Source organism: Eudoraea algarum (genome assembly GCF_050589645.1).
Lineage (GTDB): Bacteria > Bacteroidota > Bacteroidia > Flavobacteriales > Flavobacteriaceae > JBNGOQ01.
Genome location: NZ_JBNGOQ010000001.1, coordinates 922,071 through 939,910, shown reverse-complemented (window position 1 = coordinate 939,910; position 17,840 = coordinate 922,071). Strand labels below are relative to the sequence as shown.

Sequence of the window (17,840 nt, the reverse complement as noted above, 5' to 3'; positions counted from 1 at the left end):
ACAAATATAGGGTACTTCCGTTTAGTTCAATCGAATTGGGATACCAAAATAGAACTCCAATATCTTTAACCTAAAAATGTAGTCGTATTTGGTCCGGATGACCTCGGCCTCGGCATTGTCTACTCGGGATTGCGCCTGACTAAAGTCGAACGCGTTCATTAGGCCCACATTAAACCGTTCCTTGGAATACTCATAGGCCAAACGCCGAGCTTCCAAGGTCTTTTCTGCCGCCTCATAGGACTTATAAAAATTGGTCACATCCACATAGGCCTGATTGATATTCGTCTCCAGGTCTAGTTTATCCTGTTCCAATTGCAGCTTGGCCTTGAGCAGGCTTATTTTGGACCGTTCTATATTGTTTCTCGTGCTAAAACCGTTGAAGATCGGAATGTTCAACTGTGCGCCATAGGAAATCCCATCATTGATATACAACTGTTCCTTAAAACCAATCAGTTCCCCGGTCACGGGATCCAAGTTTTGATCCGAATAACGCGTATTGTAGTTAAAAAATGCACTTAAGGTAGGGTATCGGGCCCCTTTGGCAATTTCTACATCCTTGGAGGCCAGGTCCACGCCGGACTGGGAAAATTTAATATCGTTCCTGAAGGTCAGGGCCTTGGCAAAAATGGTCTTGGCAGAATTGTTCAAAATGTCCGAGGGCGGAATATCAAACTCCTCCTGGGCAATGTCAAAATTCTCGTAGTCTGTAATTTGCAAGAGCTGCGCCAGATTGATTCGTGAGATAAGCACTAGGCTTTCCGCATTTACGATCTGCTGTTCCTGGGTAGCGGCGGTGGCCTCGATCTCCAATTGATCGCCTCTTGGCACCACACCGGATTCTACCAATTCCTTGGTTCGCTTTAGGTCTTGTTCGGTTACGGCGTATTGGGCCCTGAACACCTTTAGGGATTCCTTGTTGGAGACCACCTGCAAATAGGCGTTGGCCACCATAAGCCGTATATCGTCCTTTAAATCTTCGAGTCGGTATTGATTGGCAATGGCGTTGAGCTCTGCCCTGTGCAAACGCTTGTAATTCCGTAGCCCATCAAAAAGGGTTGCCGAGGAGGTAATGCTGCCCGACGCCGTAAAGATGGTAGTGGTCACCGGTTCGTTGTTTGTGGGATCAAAGGACAGCCCTGTGTTCCCGGATGCACTCGTGGATGCATTTAGATCCGGAAGAAATGCGCCCAGGGCATCGGACCTATCGATCTTGGCATTATCCAGATCCAACTCAAATTGCGCTACACTCAAATTGTTCTCCACGGCATAGGTAACACATTCGACCAGCGTCCATTTTTTCAACTGTGCCGAAGCTATTCCAACGGAAAAAAGAGCCAGTAGTATTGCTATCTTAAATTTCATGTGGTGGTAATTTTTTTGATTAATGATTTTGATTGATGTCTTGTTGTGCTTTTTAGGAATCTTCATCCTCATCCTCCTTCTCGAGTTCGTTCCATACTTTGACCTTGGCATCCTCTTCCAGACCGGATACCACTTCCACATCTATACCATCGCTCACGCCCAGTTCCAGATCTTTACGCTCAAACTCGTTCACGCCCACCTCGATCTCAACAAAGGGCTGTTCCGTTTCCTTATCAAATTGCAACAAAGCCTCTTTAATGGACAGCACATCCTTTTTCTCCTCCAGTACTATGGAGGCATTGGCACTGTAACCGGCCCTCACATAGGCGCTATCATGGACCACCAGGTCCCCTTCAATTTTAAACTGAACGGCACCCTCTTCCTCTACCCCTTTGGGCGCAATGAATTTCAAAATAGCCTCAAAGGTCGATTTTTCCAGGGCACCCAAGCTTATTTCCAGGGGCATCCCTAATTTGAGCTTGCCCACTTCGGCCTCGTCCACTTCACCTTCAAAGATCATTTTGGTCATATCCGCAATGGTGGCAATGGTGGTTCCGTCGTTGAAGTTGTTACTTTCAATGACCTGATCACCTTCCTTTACCGGAATCTCCAAAATGGTACCGGCCACCGTAGACCTGATATTGGTATTGGCACTGGACGAACCGCCTGCCGATCCCACGCGAATGATCTGGTAATCGTTCCTGGCATTCTCCAGCTCTAACTTGGCCTGGTCATAGGTCAGTTTTATGGCATTGAAATCCTGACTGGAAATAACGCCCTTATCAAAAATGGCCTTATTCCTATCGTATTCGGTTTTGGCATTGGCCAAACTCACCTCCGCGTTCTTAACCCGCCCCCTGGCACTGGCCAGTGACTGCTCATTGGGCACTACCTTTATGGTGGCAATTAAATCGCCCTCCTTAACCTCATCCCCTTCCTCCAGGAAAATTTTATTGATGATGCCCGAAATCTGTGGTTTGATGTTGATCTCATCCTCTGGGATGACCTTCCCGGTAACAATGACCTGGTTTACAATATCCTTCTTTTCCAGGCTCTCGGTCTCATAGAGCTTGGCCGGGGTACTGTTCTGTTTTATGAAATAGGCGGTAGCTCCTAAAATTCCTATCACGCCCACTCCTATTAATCCGTATTTTACGTACTTGTTCATTCTCAATATTTTGATGGTTATTTGTTTTTATTCTTCTCTAAGTGCATCTATGGGTTTAACTTTTATCGCCCTGTTAGCCGGAATCATCCCGATCAGCACACTAAGGCTGATCATCAATAAAAAGGAGATACCAAACTGGGGTATGCTTACCATGGGGTCCCTAAAGGGAAAATCATTGCCCTGACCAAAGGCAGCATCGAGTGCCGCGAGAATGCCCACGGAAAGGGCAAAACCGACAAGTCCGGCAAAAGCGGTCAAAACGATGGCCTCCACCACGATCTGCCGTTTTACGATCCGGGGCGTGGCCCCGAGTGCCCGCCTTACCCCAATTTCCTTGGTGCGTTCCTTTACCGTAATCAAAAGGATATTACTAATGGCGATAACGCCGGCCAATAAGGTGAAAATGCCCACAAAAAAGGAGAACCCTTTTAATACCGTGGTAAAGGCCGCTATATTGTTGAAGATTTCGGACATATCAAAACTGCCAATGGCCCGTTCATCGTCCGGATGGATATCGTATTTGCCCTTTAATAGCTTTTTGATCTTTTCCTCCACGACAGCCACACTGGTCTCCGGGTCTACGTCAATGGCCATCCAGCCCATGCGGTCCCCCGAGTTAAAGGCCTTCTGAAAAGTAGAAAAGGGAATGAAGACGGCATTTTCCCCATCTATATTGATATTGTTATTGGGTTTGTACACCCCGATGACCTTAAAAAACACGCCATTGATACGAATATCCTCACCTATGGCGTTTTCGCCCTTATCAAACAGCAGTTTATAGGTCTCTTCCCCGATAACACATACCTTTTTGGAGGCGTCAATATCATTTTGGTTCAAGAACCGGCCATCGACCAATTTCTTTTTGGTGATATTGTCTATTTCCGGATAATCCCCATAGACCGAGGACCCACTTTTTCGCCCCTTTCTATACACGGTGACCACATCCCGATGGTTTCCAAGCTCTATTCGTGGTGCCAGGACCTCTATTTCCGGAATCTGTTGTTTCAGGATGCTGGCATCCTCGATCCTAAACTGGATCCGTCTGCCCCGTTCAAAGCCCTTATAGGGTTCAGAGGTACTACGGCTCCATACAAAAAGGCTGTTGGAGGCCGTGCCGGCAAAGACATTGTCAAAACCGTTGCTCATGCCATTGGCCGAGCCCAATAGTAACATGAGGATGATCATCGCAAAGATGACGCCCAACATGGTGAGGAACGTACGGAACATATTCTTCCCCAAGGTGTTAAAAACTTCACTCCAAAGATCTTTATCGAATAACCACATACTATTTATCCCTTAGTGCTACAATTGGTTTTACATTGGCCGCCTTTATAGCGGGTATCATCCCTGCGAACAAGCCTGCAACCACTAAAATAATGGTGGCGGTTAGCACGGTAGAAAAGCTTACGGACGGATTGGTAAATGCCGGACTTTGCATACTGGGACCAATGAGCGATAAAATTCCGGTGGCGAAGAGCAGCCCGATAAATCCGGACAGCGCCGTAATAAAAACGGACTCCAACAAAACCAATTTAATGATCTGGCCGGGTTCTGCGCCCAGGGCCTTACGTACCCCGATTTCCTTGGTGCGCTCCTTTATGATAAAGACCATAATATTTCCGATGCCCACAATGCCCGCGATGAGGATCAAAAAACCAACGCCAATACTTACTGCCGATAAAACCCCGGTAAAGCTGCTGATGTCGGAAAAGGCCTCTGCGTAGTTCCATACCCGTATGCCCGACTGGTCCTTGGGCGACACCTTATGCTTTCGTTTCATCAAGGTCTCCAGACGATCCGAAAACTCCAAAGCCCTGGCCAAATCGTAGGTAGGATTATAGGTGAGCAGTATTTGATCAATTTTGTCCGTATTGCCATAGATGCGCTGATAGGTGCTCACCGGAGTGTAGATGCCCCGTTCGGCATTGTCATCGCCCTCATCTATAAAAATTCCAATAACCCGAAACGGGAGTCCGTTGAACTCCACGAACTTTCCTATGGGGTCCTCGGTCTTGAACAGGTCTTGCCCTACTTTTCTGCCTATGACGGCCACCTTGGCCCCAGTGGCAATATCGTTGTTATTGATATACCTTCCCTGGGTAACAATGGTCTTTTCAATAACCTGATGGTCCGGATGTACCGCTTGTACCGAGTAGGATCCGGTTTCGGCTTTATAACGGGCCGAGACGCCCCTGAAAAAGCGTGCACTGATGTCTACAAAATCCTCGGGAAAACTCCGTCTGATATATTCAATATCATCATTTTTGAGTTGGATCCTACGATCGGCTTCAAAGCCTGCATAGGCTTTGGAAGTATTTCCTGGGCGAATAAAAATAGAATTGGTGGCATCGTCATTGAACTGCCCGGTAAAACCATTTTGCATCCCGTTCACCGAGGCCAGGAGCATGACCAAAATGAAGATGCCCCAGCCAACAGAAAAACCGGTCAGGAAGGTCCTGAGTTTGTTGTTCTTGATACTGTGAAATATTTCTTGCCAAATGTCCCTATCAAACATATTCCGAAGCCCTTACTTGTTTTACCTTCTTGTCTTCTACGATTACGCCATCCTTAAGATGTACGATGCGTTTGCACATATGTGCTATGTCCTCTTCATGGGTCACCACTAAAATGGTATTGCCCTGATCGTTAATCTTTTGTATAAGGTCCATTACCTCGTAAGAAGTGGTACTGTCCAAGGCCCCGGTAGGCTCATCGGCCAATAGTACCTTGGGTTCCGCTGCCATGGCCCTTGCTATGGCCACACGTTGCTTTTGACCTCCTGAAAGTTCGCTTGGCAAGTGGGTAGCCCATTCCTTAAGGCCTACCTGCTCCAAATATTTTAGGGCCTTCTCCTGACGTTCCTTTCTAGGTACCCGCTGATAGTATAAAGGGAGTGCCACATTTTCCAAAGCACTTTTATAATTGATCAGGTTAAAGGATTGGAAGACAAAACCCAAAAACTTGTTGCGGTATCTGGCCGCCTTGGTCTCGTTGAGATCTTTGATGGGGACCCCATCCAACATATATTCACCTTCATTGGCCACATCCAGCATGCCCAGAATATTGAGCAAAGTAGATTTTCCGGAACCCGAAGAGCCCATAATGGCTACCAGTTCGCCCTCCTTGACGGAGAAGTTTATCCCTTTTAGCACATGTAGGGAATTGCTTCCCATTTGATAGGACTTATGAAGATCTTTGATTTCAATCATGGTCGGTTGTGTTTTAGCCGTTTGCTGCCCGTGTAGCGGGTTTATGCTTGCAACGGAAAACCCCACGTCTCAAATAGGGTCCCGCGCTCGTTCTTGTATATGACTGTCAAGTTGTTAAAATGTTACAATAACAGCACAATTTTTTTTGTTAAAAAAGGAAAACAAAGCCTTAACCCAATACGCTGCTGAGTTTGAACATGGGTAGGTACATGGCCACGAGAATGACGCCCACCAGCGCCCCAACGATAATGATAATGAAGGGTTCGAGCAGGGTGGAGAGCATTTTCGATTTCTGCTGTACCTCCAGGGCATACTGTTGGTTGAGGCGTTGAAAGATAAACTCGGTCTGGTTGGTTTCCTCGGCCACTTTTACCAGGGATATCATCCGGTTGTCAAAAATACGGTTGCCCCTTAGGCTATCGCTCAATCCATCCCCTGAAACGATTCGTTGCTCAACAGTATCCAGGGCTTCCCTCAGGGGGTAAAAATCGATCATCCGTTTTACCAGTTGGATGCTGTTTAAAATGGGCACCTTGGAAGTGGTCAGCAGGGTAACGGCCTGGGTAAACTGGGCCAGATATACCGCTTTGATAAAGGTGCCGACAAAGGGCAGTTTAAGCAACACCTTGTCCCTGTTCCTTTTAAACCATGGTTTCTGTTGGTACACTTTTCTAAAACCTACAAGCACGGCCAGCAATACCACCACCCATAGGCCATAATCGCGAATGAAGTCGGACGCCCCGATAATCATCTTGGTAATCCCGGGCAGTTCTACTTGGTTCTGTCTAAAAATATCCTGGAACATGGGCACCACCATGCGTAACATAAAGATGACCACCAGTATGGCCGTAATCAGAATGACCACCGGATAGGTCAGCGCATTAACCAAAATTCTCCGCTGCTCGTTCTTCCTCCCGAAAAATTTACCGAGTTCCTCCGTAATCAACGGCATGGTCCCTGTTTCTTCCCCGATCCGCAACGAATGGTATTCGTATTCCGAAAACTCCTTTTTGGCGTGTAGCACTTCGGAAAAACTTTGCCCGGATACCAGTCCGTCTACCATTTCCTGGTAGAACAACCGTGGCTTTTCCTTTTTTTGGTTCTCCACGATTAAGTTCAGTGCCTCCTTTAGGGTAATACCGGCCTTTAGGAGAATACTGAGTTCGGTATAGAATTCCTCTTTCTTTTTGTTGGAAAAAGCGGCACCAAAGAACGTGATTTCTTGTTGAAGGAGCGTGGTGAGCCGCCCCTCCCCTTTATTCCGGGGCACCGTTTTGGCCGTAGTATGTTCCAGTTTAAATCCCATCAGTTCATATAGGCCGTTGCGGCCTTGGTTTTTTGTACAAAGAGTTGCTGTTCCCCCAATTTTTTATCGGTCTTCAATTTCAGGGCGTCTACCCGTCCAGACAGGACCGCCTCGCCATTGTAGTAGAATTGTCGCTCCACAATGGAAATATGAAAGGTATCCTTTTCCCTAACAATCCATTCCTCCCCAAAGTTATAATGCACCGCCCCCATTTCATTGGTGCAGATCAGCGTACCGCTTGCCTCTTGAAAGCCAAGGGCTCCATGGGAACTAAAATCTACCCACAGGGCCTGACGTAGCCGGTTGAGCTCGGCCGTCTTTTCATAGTTGCGCCCCATGCCCCAAAGTTGTTGCTGTACCAGGTTCAGCACGCTAAAGGCCAGGCCCACCACAATGACCGTGATAAACAGCACCACCAACATTTCGCTCAGCGTAAAGGCCTTGATCCTAGTTTTGTACCACATGGCTGCTTGTTGTTTTTCCGGTTTCCCTGTGCTGGGCCTCGAGCACCACATAAGTAAGCCCTTTGATCTCCTGTGCCGACATCCGTACCTCCCAACCTTGCAACTCGCCCTCATAGGGCAAGGGGATCTTTCCGTTCCTATAGGCGTATTCCAATTCGCCTAAATGGGTATCCACCGCTGCCGTATTTCCCTTGATCTGGGCCAAAAAAATGGAATTGAGCAAGGAACTGGCCACCGCAAAGATGATGACGATCAGTACCGTGGCCACCATGGTTTCCATGAGGGTAGATGCCTTTATGCGTTTCAGTAGAGCCATTTTCCCAAATTTTTAGTTTCTGTGCCTTCAAAGGTCAAGCCCGCAAATTGGAGCGGTAAGTCCCTGTTGTCCATGGTACCATTATACAAATGATTCTGATAAATACTCCCGTTTTCCAGGGCGATAAAGCTGTGGGTGCTCAAGTGCCCTGTAAGGTTCCCCTTGAGTTCCAGGTTGGCGGCGCAATGGATCTCGCCAGTGACATGGGCGTCCGTATCTATCTTGATCTGCGGGGAAAAGCGTTGCGTCTCGCCATCGCCCAGGTACAGGAGTGTACCACGAATCTGCGTCCGCGGTGCCACATAAATATTCGGCGGTTCCCCAAGGGTATTTTCCTTTTTTACCGGTACCGTTTCAATGACCGCCAAGGCCGAAGGGTAATACAGTTCACAGTTCCTTCCTACGTCTATACGTTTGCTTGCCACTGCCTGAAAGTTTCCTTTGACCCCGGGCCCGATCTCGATCTCCGGGGCCACCAAGAGTACATCGGTGAGCATGCTAGAGGCATCTACCCGGATCTTCTGTGCCGCCCAAACCACCACATTGCCCGTTATTCGGGTTTCGGAGAGGTCCAGTACATGGCCCCTGATAAATTGGGTGGGCCGCTTAAAGGAATTTTTTATCTCGGTAAGGCGCACCAAGGGCCGTTCTTCCAAAGTATTGGTAGATGTATTAAGGGCCAATAACTGTTTCAGGTAGTCCAAATGCCCAGTACCCAATTTGGGTAGGGTCTTGGTACTTGTACCCTGCCTACCGTATACCAGCTGTGGGTGATAATAGGAATGTCCGGAGATATTGCCGGGACGTATGCCCTGCTTGGGCAAAAGGGCATTACCAGTGATTTTTGCCGTACCCACAATGATCAAAGGGCGTTCGTTGTCCTGTAAATACAAAACGGGAGATGTTGGCCCTATACCCCCACCGGCCAGGGCCACTTTGGTAAAACGGTGCTTAGAGGCGGTGGCCACTACCCCATATTTTTCAAAAACACCCCAATATTCCTTTACACCCTTTACCATTATGCCCTTCCCGAGGCCCATATCCAGGTCCAGGGTATCGCCAGGCCGCATGCCAGACTTAAGGGCATAGGTCACCCCCAGATCAGCCGTCTTTAGGGTATCTACAAAACGATTTGCACTTTTACCGAAGCGCGCATGGGTATAACTGAGCAGTACAAAAGCCAGCAACAACACGGCGATCACCGCCCCGATAAAGAGTACAAATTGCAATGCCCCTGCCTGTATTCTTCCCATCATTGTGTAAGGGTTACGGTCCGCAGCTTGTTTCCTATCCGCACCCTTACGGTGTTACGGGTGCCACTGAGCAGGGTAACGTTCTCAATTTTATCCTTGGCCGACATCAGGTGCTGTTGCCCGTTGATGCTCAGAAAAAAGACCTTTTGTCGGGTATTCTTGTCCGTGATAAATCCGGTATAGCGGATATCAACCGCAGGTACGATCTCCTTGGGTGCCGTTCGTCTAACGGGGATCTTTTTTTTTGCCTTGGTAGCCAGCGTACCCAAAAAAGGGTCCCGGTAATTGGCCACAATGCTGAAGGTGTCGCGCTCCTTGACGGATGTTGGGCTAAAACTACTGGTAGATACCTCAGGGGCGGTAGTGGGTTGGGGGGAAAGGGCACCGAGGATCCGAAAGCCTATGAGGCCCCAAATCAGGGCCACAAGGCCCAGAAGGACATATGTTTTGGTCTGTTTTTTCATGCTAGTTGATCGTCAGTTCAAAAACCGCTGAATTGGGACTCTCGTTCCCGGCGGCATCAAAGGCCTTTATGAACCAATAATAAGTGTCTGCCGAAAGTGTTACGGTAAAGGTCTTGTTGGCCCCGAGGCCCTTGGTCTCGAGTACCTGCAGGGCGGCATCGGAAAAAATAAAAATACTATCGCGCTCCGCCGTGCCGGGCACATCGGTGCGGGTCCAGACAAAATCGACTTCCGTATCGTCCTGACTGCTTCCATCGGTAGGGGCCACGGGCACCGGGGTATTGGGGGGGACCAGATCCACGTCCTCATCCCCGTCCACGGTAAAGTTGGCCGAGGAAAAAGGGGTTTCAAAACCACTGTTCTGGGCCTTCACCCGCCATTGGTAGTTGCCGTTTAAAAGTGCCCGTTCCACACGGGTGATTACCCTGCCCAGGCTGTCTTCTTCCACCAGGCTGTCCAACAATACCTGGGCAGCGTTTTCAAAGGTGGGGGTAGCGAGTTGCACGCGATACCCGGTGGCATCGTTGACGGCTTCCCAATTGAGGTTTATGGTATTGGTGGTCAGCACACTGCCCTCGGTAGGGGCCAGGAGCCGTACTTGGGCATTGGTGATGTCCGGCACTTCCAGAATGTCCTCACAAGCTGCTAGGAGTAGGGTAAATAGCACTATTGCGGTGATAGGTTTAAGATACTTCATAAGTTTGCTCATAGACGGCTTAGTTTTCCTTGGGTCGAATTCCGTTTCATTTGGCTTTGGGGCCTAATTTTATAATTTGTTTTTATTAAGTTTTCATTTCTTTTGCTCGTCCAAGCCTTCGACTGCGCTCAAGCGGACAGAGCAACACCGACATGGCCCACTTCTTATATCCGTCTTCAGCTTATTTGAACTTCAAATACTCCCTGTCGCCACTTGCTTTGGCCGCCTTTTTATGGGTGCCCTGGGGGCAACTCTCCTTGAAGGAAAGGATGGCCTCGATCTTCATTTTATTGAACTGGTCCTCACCCCAGCAAAAGGAGGCTGTTCCATAATTGAACACCTGCACCTGGGAAAAATCCAGGGGTTGCTGTTGCTTGCCGTTTTCCAGGACCAGAAACATTTCTCCGTGCCCGTTCTGTTGCAACAGCACATTGCCCGCTTCCAAAAACTGTGGCATCAACGCGTCTTGCATGGTAACATCCAAGGAGACCACCATCCTATAGTCCGGGTCGTTTTCCAGATAGTTGCGCACCTGGGTATTGGCCTCCGAATTTAGGAGCTGTACCAGGCCGATCCTGTCCAGGAGCTGTAAGCGGAGATACTTGGGTTTATAGGGCAGCGAGTCGTCATAGGCTATGCTATTGACCTGGCCGGCCTTCTTAATGTAGGTGCTATAGGTAGTGTAACTGGCACTATTGAATGGCAGTTGTTGTACGGTAAGTTTTAAAGGTGCTTGCAACTGCGGGGTGCCGATCTGTTGCATTTGGGTATGCAACAGCTTTCCTTTGAGCTTTACCATACTTCCCAATTCGGGGAAAGTAATGGCGGCCTCCTGGCGTTGTGCCTTTTGGTTGGCACAGGAACAACACAACAAAGCCCCTAACATAAGGCCACAGAAAAGAATTGGGTATTTCATGCGTACGATTTAGTGCTTTAAAAATAAGGAAAATGAAGAAGTATGCCGATTATTTTCTGCTAAAATTTGTAGGATATTACTTTTATCCTAAAATTCCTCCAGTATCCTGATATTCGCTGGACTTTGTGGCTACCGTAGGCTGCAAAAGAAAAACCACAACCCGATGGCGCGGAAATGTTTTCCGTGCCTTAGCTTATTCAATAAACAGAAACCTGATGGCGCGGAAATGTTTTCCGTGCCTTATCTTATTCAATAAACAGAACCTCTACCTCCAATTCATTCTCCAGTTCCGCATAATTTCTTGCCGAACTGAACAGATAATCCTCTGGACGGGCCACAATTTTTTCAACTACCGGATTGTTATGAATATAGTTTATTTTTTGCTTAATGAACCAATTGGAGTAGGCAATCTCTGCATGGTAGCCATTTTGCCAGACCTTGTAACGTTGATTCCTTTTTAAATGCATACATGCCCTTTGAAAAAGCTCCAGCATCCACTCTCGCCTGCTTTCCGGATAGTCCAGGATATTCTGAACGATTTTCTTGGAAGTGTATTTCTTGAAATCCCGGATAATATCCGAAAGTTTATGGCCTTCACAGGCCTTGCAAAGTATATGTACATGACTTGACATGATACAATATGCATAAATTTCCAGCCCCTTTTGGCTCTGGCAGTAGGAAAGACCATTGACCAAAAGGTACTTTTGTCTTGGCCTGGTAAAAATGTCTATCCAACGTACCGTGGTCAAGGTCACAAAATATGCGACATCCTCCGTGGTGGCCCGGTACTTTGTGGACATGTTCGGTTTTTGCACAAAATACACAAGCACAATGCAATTCCCTTGCAGTTAACTACAAAAAAGTCACCATGTACTGCTTTAAAAATATATATGGCACGGAAAACATTTCCGCGCCATCTGGCTTAATAATTGGACATGTTGACATTGAACCTATGGACCTTACCTTCGCCGTCTATATAGACGTAAACATAATAGGCTATTGTCTTTAAGTCACTAAACTTATACCAAGTATTGTTTTCTAAACTACCAATAACGTTTTTATCAGTCTTCTTATGACCATAGTATGTGTTGCCAAAATTCCAATAAAAACCATTGTCCTTATTAAAAAATATCTTGCCTTTTAACTTTACCCTATCTTCTTTGGAATTTAGCCCAGCATAACTATACATAAACGTGCTGTCTACTTCTAGTTTGTTGGTAATGTTCCAATGGTTGGGGATTTCCCCTTTAAAGTCAGAACTGAAAATATTCAATACGCTATCCTTTTTTAACTTCATCCTTTCGACAAGTATGGCATTGTTACGTTCATCATCCCAATGTTTGTTAATTATATAGTCTTTTGCAATCACTATTTTAGGTTCCTCAGAACAAGATGTGAAGAACACAATGGTTACCATAATTATTAGTATTCTCATCTCTTAATTTTCTTGATTTTCATAGATTAAAGCGATAATAACAGCATTCAGTCTGTCAGTTTTATAGAATTCTAGACCTAAAGTACCAAAGTTAACATCATTTCCCGATGGCGCGGAAATGTTTTCCGTGCCTTATCTTATTCAATAAACAGAACCTCTACCTCCAATTCATTCTCCAGTTCTGCATAATTTCTTGCCGAACTGAACAGATAATCTTCTGGACGGGCCACAATTTTTTCAACCACAGGATTGTTATGAATATAGTTTATTTTTTGCTTAATGAACCAATTGGAGTAGGCGATCTCTGCATGGTAGCCATTTTGCCAGACCTTGTAACGTTGATTCCTTTTAAAATGCATACATGCCCTTTGAAAAAGCTCCAGCATCCACTCTCGCCTGCTTTCCGGATAGTCCAGGATATTCTGAATGATTTTCTTGGAAGTGTATTTCTTGAAATCTCGGATAATATCCGAAAGTTTATGGCCTTCACAGGCCTTGCAAAGTATATGTACATGACTTGACATGATACAATATGCGTAAATTTCCAGCCCCTTTTGGCGCTGGCAATAGGACAGACCATTGACCAAAAGGTACTTTTGTCTTGGCCTGGTAAAAATGTCTATCCAACCTACCGTGGTCAAGGTCACAAAATATGCGACATCCTCCGTGGTGGCCCGGTACTTTGTGGACATGTTCGGTTTTTGCACAAAATACACAAGCACAATGCAATTCCCTTGCAGTTTAATACAAAAACGTCACAGTATCCACTTTTGCAATATGTATGGCACGGAAAACATTTCCGCGCCATCTGGATTATTTATTGGGCGAGAGCGATAATGCAGATTTATTTAAAGACCCTAAAATGCTACAGAGATTTCAAGATATTGCCAACTTGCCTGAAAAAGATAAAGAATGTATTCTTACTACTGTTGACCATTTTATCAAAGCTTCCAAAATTAATACTCTATAACAAAAAACCACCCCGAAGGGTGGTTCATTTAGCTTATTTCAATCGGGTATCCTTTGACAATAACCCATTTATCCTTTTCATTTCTACTTATGAGGATTAAACCTCTTGAGTAACAAAGTTCTCCACAGATAATTTCATAACTAAAAGCTGCTTTATCCATTTCTCTATTAAAATGGACTCTCGAAAAACGAATTGCAGATGTTGCATCTTTCCCTATATTGGAATAATCTTCTGTTTTTCTAAGAATAGTGTAATTACCCCTATTGCTTATACTGTTCAGGTTGAATGATACATCATCATCTACAGTAGTGTATTGTACAGCAGGGTCATCTTCATTTATTTCATTCAAAAGTTCTTTTTCATCCTTTGTAAGAGGAACTAACTTATCTTTTAATAAAAGTGTTCCGTATTTAAGAACTTTCTTTTTGTCTCTATACAATATATTCATACTATCCACACTTATGGAGTCAGTATGTGTTCTATAATATTCTTCTATAAAATCGTCTTGGTCTTGGTAAAGATGCCTGTCTTTGACTAATTCTAGAAAAATATCATTAATAACTTCTACTTCGGTAATCCCTGAGTCTTGTTGCTTTTTACAACTAAATGATAAAATGATAAGGATAATCGAACATATAATATTTTCTTTAAACTTCATTAATTATTAAAATTTGTTGCTTGTTTTTTAATTTGTGCATTTGTCCTTTTAATACCAACAGCATTATAGAGCTGCCTCATAACAGGCACTACCTTCGTTAAAAATAAAGAACCCTCTTGTTTTGCTTGAATATGTTGTTGAACCCCATCGTTATATGTATTTAAGTTCTTATTTATATTTGAACAATCTAACGTACAATTATCAGCAAGGTCTCCAGCTAAGCCATCCGCATGAATAATCGTTTCATGGAATATGGATAAGGTTCTACTTAGGATAAATAAAGTCTTTGCCATTGGATTATCCGGGTCATTTTTATAAGCCTTAGCATATTCATTATTTACATTAAGAACTTTATTGACATTGACATTGATTGTTCCTTTTCCATTCCTTTCAAATTGATAAGGGCTAGGACTTAATTTAGTTCTTGCATTAGCACCTCTATCTCCTCGTTCTTCAGAACCCTCTCCTTTTGAATAATTCTCATTTGTTGCATTAAAAGCCAAGTCAATACCTTGAGAATGAAATTCTCCATCTTCCTCAAAGGTATGGTCTCCTATGGTTTGTCCTCCTTCTGCAAACTTTGACAAAAACTCAATACCAACATCGGAGTTAGCAAATGCCAAGAATGCTTCTGCTAATTCTTGATGTACATAGTTGCCATCTTCATCTTGTTCTAAAATAGATGACACATCAATCCTAAGTCCATCGGGGTCTATAAAAAATACAGGATTATTCTCTACATAACCATAAGGGGATGTATGAGTGTATGCCTCTGCCAATGGGTCAGGATTCATCCATCTTCCTATACTTGCATCATAGTTCCTTGCACCAAAATCATGCCATCCAAGACCAACTTCATCCTGTTCTTCCTTACCGCCAAAACCGTATTTATGATTTCTGGCCGCACTTTGTCCCCCATTATACCCCTTATGCTTTAGCCCAAAAGGATAATAATTGTTTTCCTCCCGGATTTCGGAGGTGGCAATGCTACCGTTGTTGTTATCATCGGAATAGGCCAGGCGGATGTTGCCCAAATGGTCCGTATATTGGTACACATAATCCCAATTGCTACCATCCGGTTCCACATAGCCCTCGGGATGGTTAAAAAATATCAAAGAACTGTTTTCGTACACGTAATTCCCAGCATACTCGGTCGTTACGGCACTTTGCCCGGTTTCGTTCACCGTTTTCTTCAGTTTTACACCCGTGGCATCATAAATATACGAAATACTTCCTCCACTAAGGGTCACTTGTGTAGGTAAATTCAGATGATTGTACGTAATACTTGTAATACCCTTGTTGGCATCGGTCTTCATATTGCCGTTGGTATCATAGGTGTACTCCGTGGTGGTATCGACTCCGTCCTTGAAGCCGTAGGTATCGTTGCCGTTATCCAGTACCTTGGTGAGCTTGTTACCGCTGTCATAGGTATACACGAGGTTGTCCATGGTGCCAAAAGTGGTGGCCCCGCTGTTGGTATGCCCCTTGCGGTTCAAGGCCGTAATATTGCCGTTCTTGTCATAGCCAATGGAGACTAGGTTGTAATTACCGCTACTGTCCGTACCACTGCTAATGCGGTTCAGGGCATCATAGCTGTAACGGTACCAGCGCAGCACGTTGTCATTGGCCGTCTTCCATTCCGTTTCCGAGATATTGCCGTTGTAGAGCGCAGTGCCGCTATGGTCTGCCGTGTTGTAGTTGATGTCAAAGGCAAAGAGATCGCTGCCCAGGCTCGCTGGATCGTTGATCTGCTTTAGCCACCCCCGTACGTTGTAGGCATAGTCCACGGTCTGCAGGCCATCGCCCACCTGCTTGGAGGTCAACTGCCCCAAGTTGTCATAGGCGTTGTGCACTAGGGTCTCCTCTGCCCCACTGTTGATCTGCTGTTGTTGGGTGATCAAACGGGCCTCGTGGTCGTATTCAAAGCTATCCTCGGTAACAATATCCGCGTTCCCTGTTCTGCTATGGGTAGCCTTGGTCCGTACAACCTTGCCGCCAAAGTCGAGCTCCGTCTCCACCACATCTGTGGTGCCTAAATGATCGTTTTTACTGACCACATAAATAGGTCTCCCCTTGGTGTCATAAATCGTTATTGTGGTAATCCAATTGGAGGTGCCCAACACCCTAACTTTGGAACCTGTGGGCAATCCGGTTACATCTGTAGCCTGTGCCTGGCCTAGGATGTTGCCCGTAGGGAGGACAATACCTGCTAAATCAAAAACATAGTCATCATAGTAATTGATGGTAAATACCTTATCAAAACTGGTTGGGTAGGCATCGTTGGAATAGTATACTTTGGTATTGTCTGCCGTATACGTATTTTCACCCGTCTTGGAAACGTAAGGTGAAATTGCGCCATTGGCCGCAGTCTGTAAGGTGGTCCTGGTACTACTATTGCCATCATCCCTGCCCGTATAGGCCACTCTGCCAAAGGCATCGTATTTGGTAAAGAGCCATTGGTTGGCCGCATCCAGATTGGCATCCTGGGTAAGGATGGGCTGGTCCAGTTGGTTATAGACGATATACTCCCAGCCCTTGCCCGGAATCTTCTTTTCCACTAGGCGGTTCCTATGGTCGTACTTGTACTGGTAGCAGAGTTCGCTGAGTTCCGTACTGCTCACACTGCCCGTGGTCACCTTGGGCGGCAGTACATAGCTCAGGTTACCATAGTCGTCGTACACGTAGTAGGTATCATGGTCCCCACTATTGTGGGTGCGTTTCAGCACTACCCGGCCCAGTTTGTCCGTAAACTCCTCCGTGGTATGGTCGGTGCCGGAGCTATGGTTCTCGTCCCTGGTCACGGTTTTATACAGTTCCCCGGCGGTGTAATGGCCGTTCTGTACCAAGGTTGGCGTATAGGTATTGTTGGCAAAGGTGAGGGTAACATTGAAACGGCGTACCTCGTTGGTGGCGTTGCCCTCGTAGGCAAACTCGATCTCGTGGCCGTTGCCCACTTTCCAATCCTTGCCCGGTGCCCCTTGTTTTAGGGGACGGTTCAGCTCCGAATGCTCAAACTCCTTTTGGGAATACGCATTTACGTTGGCCGTGGTGAGTCCACTGAAATCGGCCGCGTACTCCGTTTGGTAATACTGTTGGGTGGCCGTGGCCTTATCGCCGCGGTAGGTGCCCAAGCTGCCCGTAGGCTCGTGATAGGGCAGCCATTCCTTTTCTTGCCGGCCATAGGGGTCGTATTCCATATGTACCAGCAGGTCTTCCTTGTCGGGGGCCGACTTGATCGCCAATTGTTGCATGGGCCGTCCCAGGCCATCAAAATAGGTAATCTGTTCCAGCACATCGCCCTCTTTGGCCGTACCGCTGTTAAAGCTGGCCATGCCCGTTTGAAAACCGCGCGTAAACACGTAGTTCTCGTCGCTGAAGCTTATGGAAGTGTAGGGGTCCTGGGCCGTAAGTCCGCCCGTAACGGCGGCCGTAAAGGTGGCCCCGCTCTGTATCCAGGAGCCTGGTCCCAGGGTTATGCTCTGCACAGCGGTCAGGGTAACGGTCCCTGTGACCGTATAGGTAGATTGCCCTGCATCGGGCTTGGTAATCGTAGATGGGGTCTGGCCCAGCACCAGTTGGCCGGCCAAGATCAAAATAATAAAATGGATATAGGTTTTCATGG

Annotated in this window: 18 protein-coding genes; 1 reads left to right on the top strand and 17 read right to left on the bottom strand. The window is 46.3% G+C overall.

Annotated elements, in window-relative coordinates; translation table 11 throughout:
• Nucleotides 1-21: 21 nt before the first annotated feature.
• The 15 genes from ACRD67_RS04320 to ACRD67_RS04250 form a co-directional block, all read right to left on the bottom strand.
• Nucleotides 22-1,362, bottom strand: a complete 1,341-nt coding sequence (locus ACRD67_RS04320; RefSeq protein ID WP_430965808.1) for a TolC family protein — start codon at nucleotides 1,360-1,362, stop codon at nucleotides 22-24.
• Between the two features lie 52 nt (nucleotides 1,363-1,414).
• A complete protein-coding gene (locus tag ACRD67_RS04315) occupies nucleotides 1,415-2,530 on the bottom strand; it encodes an efflux RND transporter periplasmic adaptor subunit (RefSeq protein WP_430965807.1) in 1,116 nt (371 codons plus the stop codon).
• Between the two features lie 27 nt (nucleotides 2,531-2,557).
• Entirely contained in the window at nucleotides 2,558-3,814 is a 1,257-nt protein-coding gene (locus tag ACRD67_RS04310; protein ID WP_430965806.1) for an ABC transporter permease, read from the bottom strand.
• Between the two features lies 1 nt (nucleotide 3,815).
• Nucleotides 3,816-5,045 carry an ABC transporter permease gene (locus ACRD67_RS04305; protein ID WP_430965805.1) on the bottom strand — a complete coding sequence of 410 codons (1,230 nt, stop codon included), beginning with the start codon at nucleotides 5,043-5,045 and terminating at the stop codon, nucleotides 3,816-3,818.
• Nucleotides 5,038-5,739: an ABC transporter ATP-binding protein gene (locus tag ACRD67_RS04300; RefSeq protein WP_430965804.1), complete on the bottom strand. Its 702-nt coding sequence runs from the start codon at nucleotides 5,737-5,739 to the stop codon at nucleotides 5,038-5,040. The genes ACRD67_RS04305 and ACRD67_RS04300 overlap by 8 nt, the downstream gene beginning before the upstream one ends.
• Before the next feature lie 169 nt (nucleotides 5,740-5,908).
• Entirely contained in the window at nucleotides 5,909-7,045 is a 1,137-nt protein-coding gene (locus ACRD67_RS04295) for a type II secretion system F family protein (RefSeq protein WP_430965803.1), read from the bottom strand.
• Entirely contained in the window at nucleotides 7,045-7,509 is a 465-nt protein-coding gene (locus tag ACRD67_RS04290; protein WP_430965802.1) for a PulJ/GspJ family protein, read from the bottom strand. The genes ACRD67_RS04295 and ACRD67_RS04290 overlap by 1 nt, the downstream gene beginning before the upstream one ends.
• Entirely contained in the window at nucleotides 7,493-7,825 is a 333-nt protein-coding gene (locus tag ACRD67_RS04285; protein ID WP_430965801.1) for a hypothetical protein, read from the bottom strand. Before ACRD67_RS04285 ends, ACRD67_RS04290 begins: the two co-directional genes overlap by 17 nt.
• The gene (locus ACRD67_RS04280; protein ID WP_430965800.1) at nucleotides 7,813-9,081 is read right to left on the bottom strand and encodes a hypothetical protein; all 1,269 of its coding nucleotides are present in this window, start codon (nucleotides 9,079-9,081) and stop codon (nucleotides 7,813-7,815) included. The genes ACRD67_RS04285 and ACRD67_RS04280 overlap by 13 nt, the downstream gene beginning before the upstream one ends.
• Complete coding sequence (locus tag ACRD67_RS04275) at nucleotides 9,078-9,542, bottom strand: hypothetical protein (RefSeq protein WP_430965799.1); 465 nt, start codon at nucleotides 9,540-9,542, stop codon at nucleotides 9,078-9,080. The genes ACRD67_RS04280 and ACRD67_RS04275 overlap by 4 nt, the downstream gene beginning before the upstream one ends.
• A gap of 1 nt (nucleotide 9,543) precedes the next feature.
• On the bottom strand, nucleotides 9,544-10,251 hold the full coding sequence (locus ACRD67_RS04270; protein WP_430965798.1) for a fibronectin type III domain-containing protein: 708 nt from the start codon (nucleotides 10,249-10,251) through the stop codon (nucleotides 9,544-9,546).
• Nucleotides 10,252-10,420: 169 nt separating this feature from the next.
• Nucleotides 10,421-11,155, bottom strand: a complete 735-nt coding sequence (locus tag ACRD67_RS04265) for a hypothetical protein (protein WP_430965797.1) — start codon at nucleotides 11,153-11,155, stop codon at nucleotides 10,421-10,423.
• Between the two features lie 245 nt (nucleotides 11,156-11,400).
• The gene (locus tag ACRD67_RS04260; protein WP_430965796.1) at nucleotides 11,401-11,955 is read right to left on the bottom strand and encodes an REP-associated tyrosine transposase; all 555 of its coding nucleotides are present in this window, start codon (nucleotides 11,953-11,955) and stop codon (nucleotides 11,401-11,403) included.
• A 122-nt stretch (nucleotides 11,956-12,077) separates the two neighbouring features.
• On the bottom strand, nucleotides 12,078-12,590 hold the full coding sequence (locus ACRD67_RS04255; RefSeq protein WP_430965795.1) for a hypothetical protein: 513 nt from the start codon (nucleotides 12,588-12,590) through the stop codon (nucleotides 12,078-12,080).
• A 137-nt stretch (nucleotides 12,591-12,727) separates the two neighbouring features.
• Nucleotides 12,728-13,282, bottom strand: coding sequence for an REP-associated tyrosine transposase (locus tag ACRD67_RS04250; RefSeq protein WP_430965794.1), 555 nt, complete (start codon nucleotides 13,280-13,282; stop codon nucleotides 12,728-12,730).
• Nucleotides 13,283-13,371: 89 nt separating this feature from the next.
• Between ACRD67_RS04250 and ACRD67_RS04245 the strand changes: the two genes are divergently transcribed.
• Complete coding sequence (locus ACRD67_RS04245; RefSeq protein ID WP_430965793.1) at nucleotides 13,372-13,560, top strand: hypothetical protein; 189 nt, start codon at nucleotides 13,372-13,374, stop codon at nucleotides 13,558-13,560.
• Between the two features lie 28 nt (nucleotides 13,561-13,588).
• Here the strand turns inward: ACRD67_RS04245 and ACRD67_RS04240 are convergent, their stop codons facing one another.
• Both ACRD67_RS04240 and ACRD67_RS04235 read right to left on the bottom strand, forming a co-directional pair.
• Complete coding sequence (locus ACRD67_RS04240) at nucleotides 13,589-14,218, bottom strand: hypothetical protein (RefSeq protein ID WP_430965792.1); 630 nt, start codon at nucleotides 14,216-14,218, stop codon at nucleotides 13,589-13,591.
• A complete protein-coding gene (locus ACRD67_RS04235; RefSeq protein ID WP_430965791.1) occupies nucleotides 14,218-17,838 on the bottom strand; it encodes a DUF6443 domain-containing protein in 3,621 nt (1,206 codons plus the stop codon). Before ACRD67_RS04235 ends, ACRD67_RS04240 begins: the two co-directional genes overlap by 1 nt.
• Between the last annotated feature and the right edge of the window lie 2 nt (nucleotides 17,839-17,840).

What these genes read in the sequence shown, in the direction of transcription:
- ACRD67_RS04320 (WP_430965808.1), bottom strand. Translation starts at nt 1,362, where the DNA reads ATGAAATTTAAGATAGCAATACTACTGGCTCTTTTTTCCGTTGGAATA.
- ACRD67_RS04315 (WP_430965807.1), bottom strand. Translation starts at nt 2,530, where the DNA reads ATGAACAAGTACGTAAAATACGGATTAATAGGAGTGGGCGTGATAGGA.
- ACRD67_RS04310 (WP_430965806.1), bottom strand. Translation starts at nt 3,814, where the DNA reads ATGTGGTTATTCGATAAAGATCTTTGGAGTGAAGTTTTTAACACCTTG.
- ACRD67_RS04305 (WP_430965805.1), bottom strand. Translation starts at nt 5,045, where the DNA reads ATGTTTGATAGGGACATTTGGCAAGAAATATTTCACAGTATCAAGAAC.
- ACRD67_RS04300 (WP_430965804.1), bottom strand. Translation starts at nt 5,739, where the DNA reads ATGATTGAAATCAAAGATCTTCATAAGTCCTATCAAATGGGAAGCAAT.
- ACRD67_RS04295 (WP_430965803.1), bottom strand. Translation starts at nt 7,045, where the DNA reads ATGGGATTTAAACTGGAACATACTACGGCCAAAACGGTGCCCCGGAAT.
- ACRD67_RS04290 (WP_430965802.1), bottom strand. Translation starts at nt 7,509, where the DNA reads ATGTGGTACAAAACTAGGATCAAGGCCTTTACGCTGAGCGAAATGTTG.
- ACRD67_RS04285 (WP_430965801.1), bottom strand. Translation starts at nt 7,825, where the DNA reads ATGGCTCTACTGAAACGCATAAAGGCATCTACCCTCATGGAAACCATG.
- ACRD67_RS04280 (WP_430965800.1), bottom strand. Translation starts at nt 9,081, where the DNA reads ATGATGGGAAGAATACAGGCAGGGGCATTGCAATTTGTACTCTTTATC.
- ACRD67_RS04275 (WP_430965799.1), bottom strand. Translation starts at nt 9,542, where the DNA reads ATGAAAAAACAGACCAAAACATATGTCCTTCTGGGCCTTGTGGCCCTG.
- ACRD67_RS04270 (WP_430965798.1), bottom strand. Translation starts at nt 10,251, where the DNA reads ATGAGCAAACTTATGAAGTATCTTAAACCTATCACCGCAATAGTGCTA.
- ACRD67_RS04265 (WP_430965797.1), bottom strand. Translation starts at nt 11,155, where the DNA reads ATGAAATACCCAATTCTTTTCTGTGGCCTTATGTTAGGGGCTTTGTTG.
- ACRD67_RS04260 (WP_430965796.1), bottom strand. Translation starts at nt 11,955, where the DNA reads ATGTCCACAAAGTACCGGGCCACCACGGAGGATGTCGCATATTTTGTG.
- ACRD67_RS04255 (WP_430965795.1), bottom strand. Translation starts at nt 12,590, where the DNA reads ATGAGAATACTAATAATTATGGTAACCATTGTGTTCTTCACATCTTGT.
- ACRD67_RS04250 (WP_430965794.1), bottom strand. Translation starts at nt 13,282, where the DNA reads ATGTCCACAAAGTACCGGGCCACCACGGAGGATGTCGCATATTTTGTG.
- ACRD67_RS04245 (WP_430965793.1), top strand. Translation starts at nt 13,372, where the DNA reads ATGGCACGGAAAACATTTCCGCGCCATCTGGATTATTTATTGGGCGAG.
- ACRD67_RS04240 (WP_430965792.1), bottom strand. Translation starts at nt 14,218, where the DNA reads ATGAAGTTTAAAGAAAATATTATATGTTCGATTATCCTTATCATTTTA.
- ACRD67_RS04235 (WP_430965791.1), bottom strand. Translation starts at nt 17,838, where the DNA reads ATGAAAACCTATATCCATTTTATTATTTTGATCTTGGCCGGCCAACTG.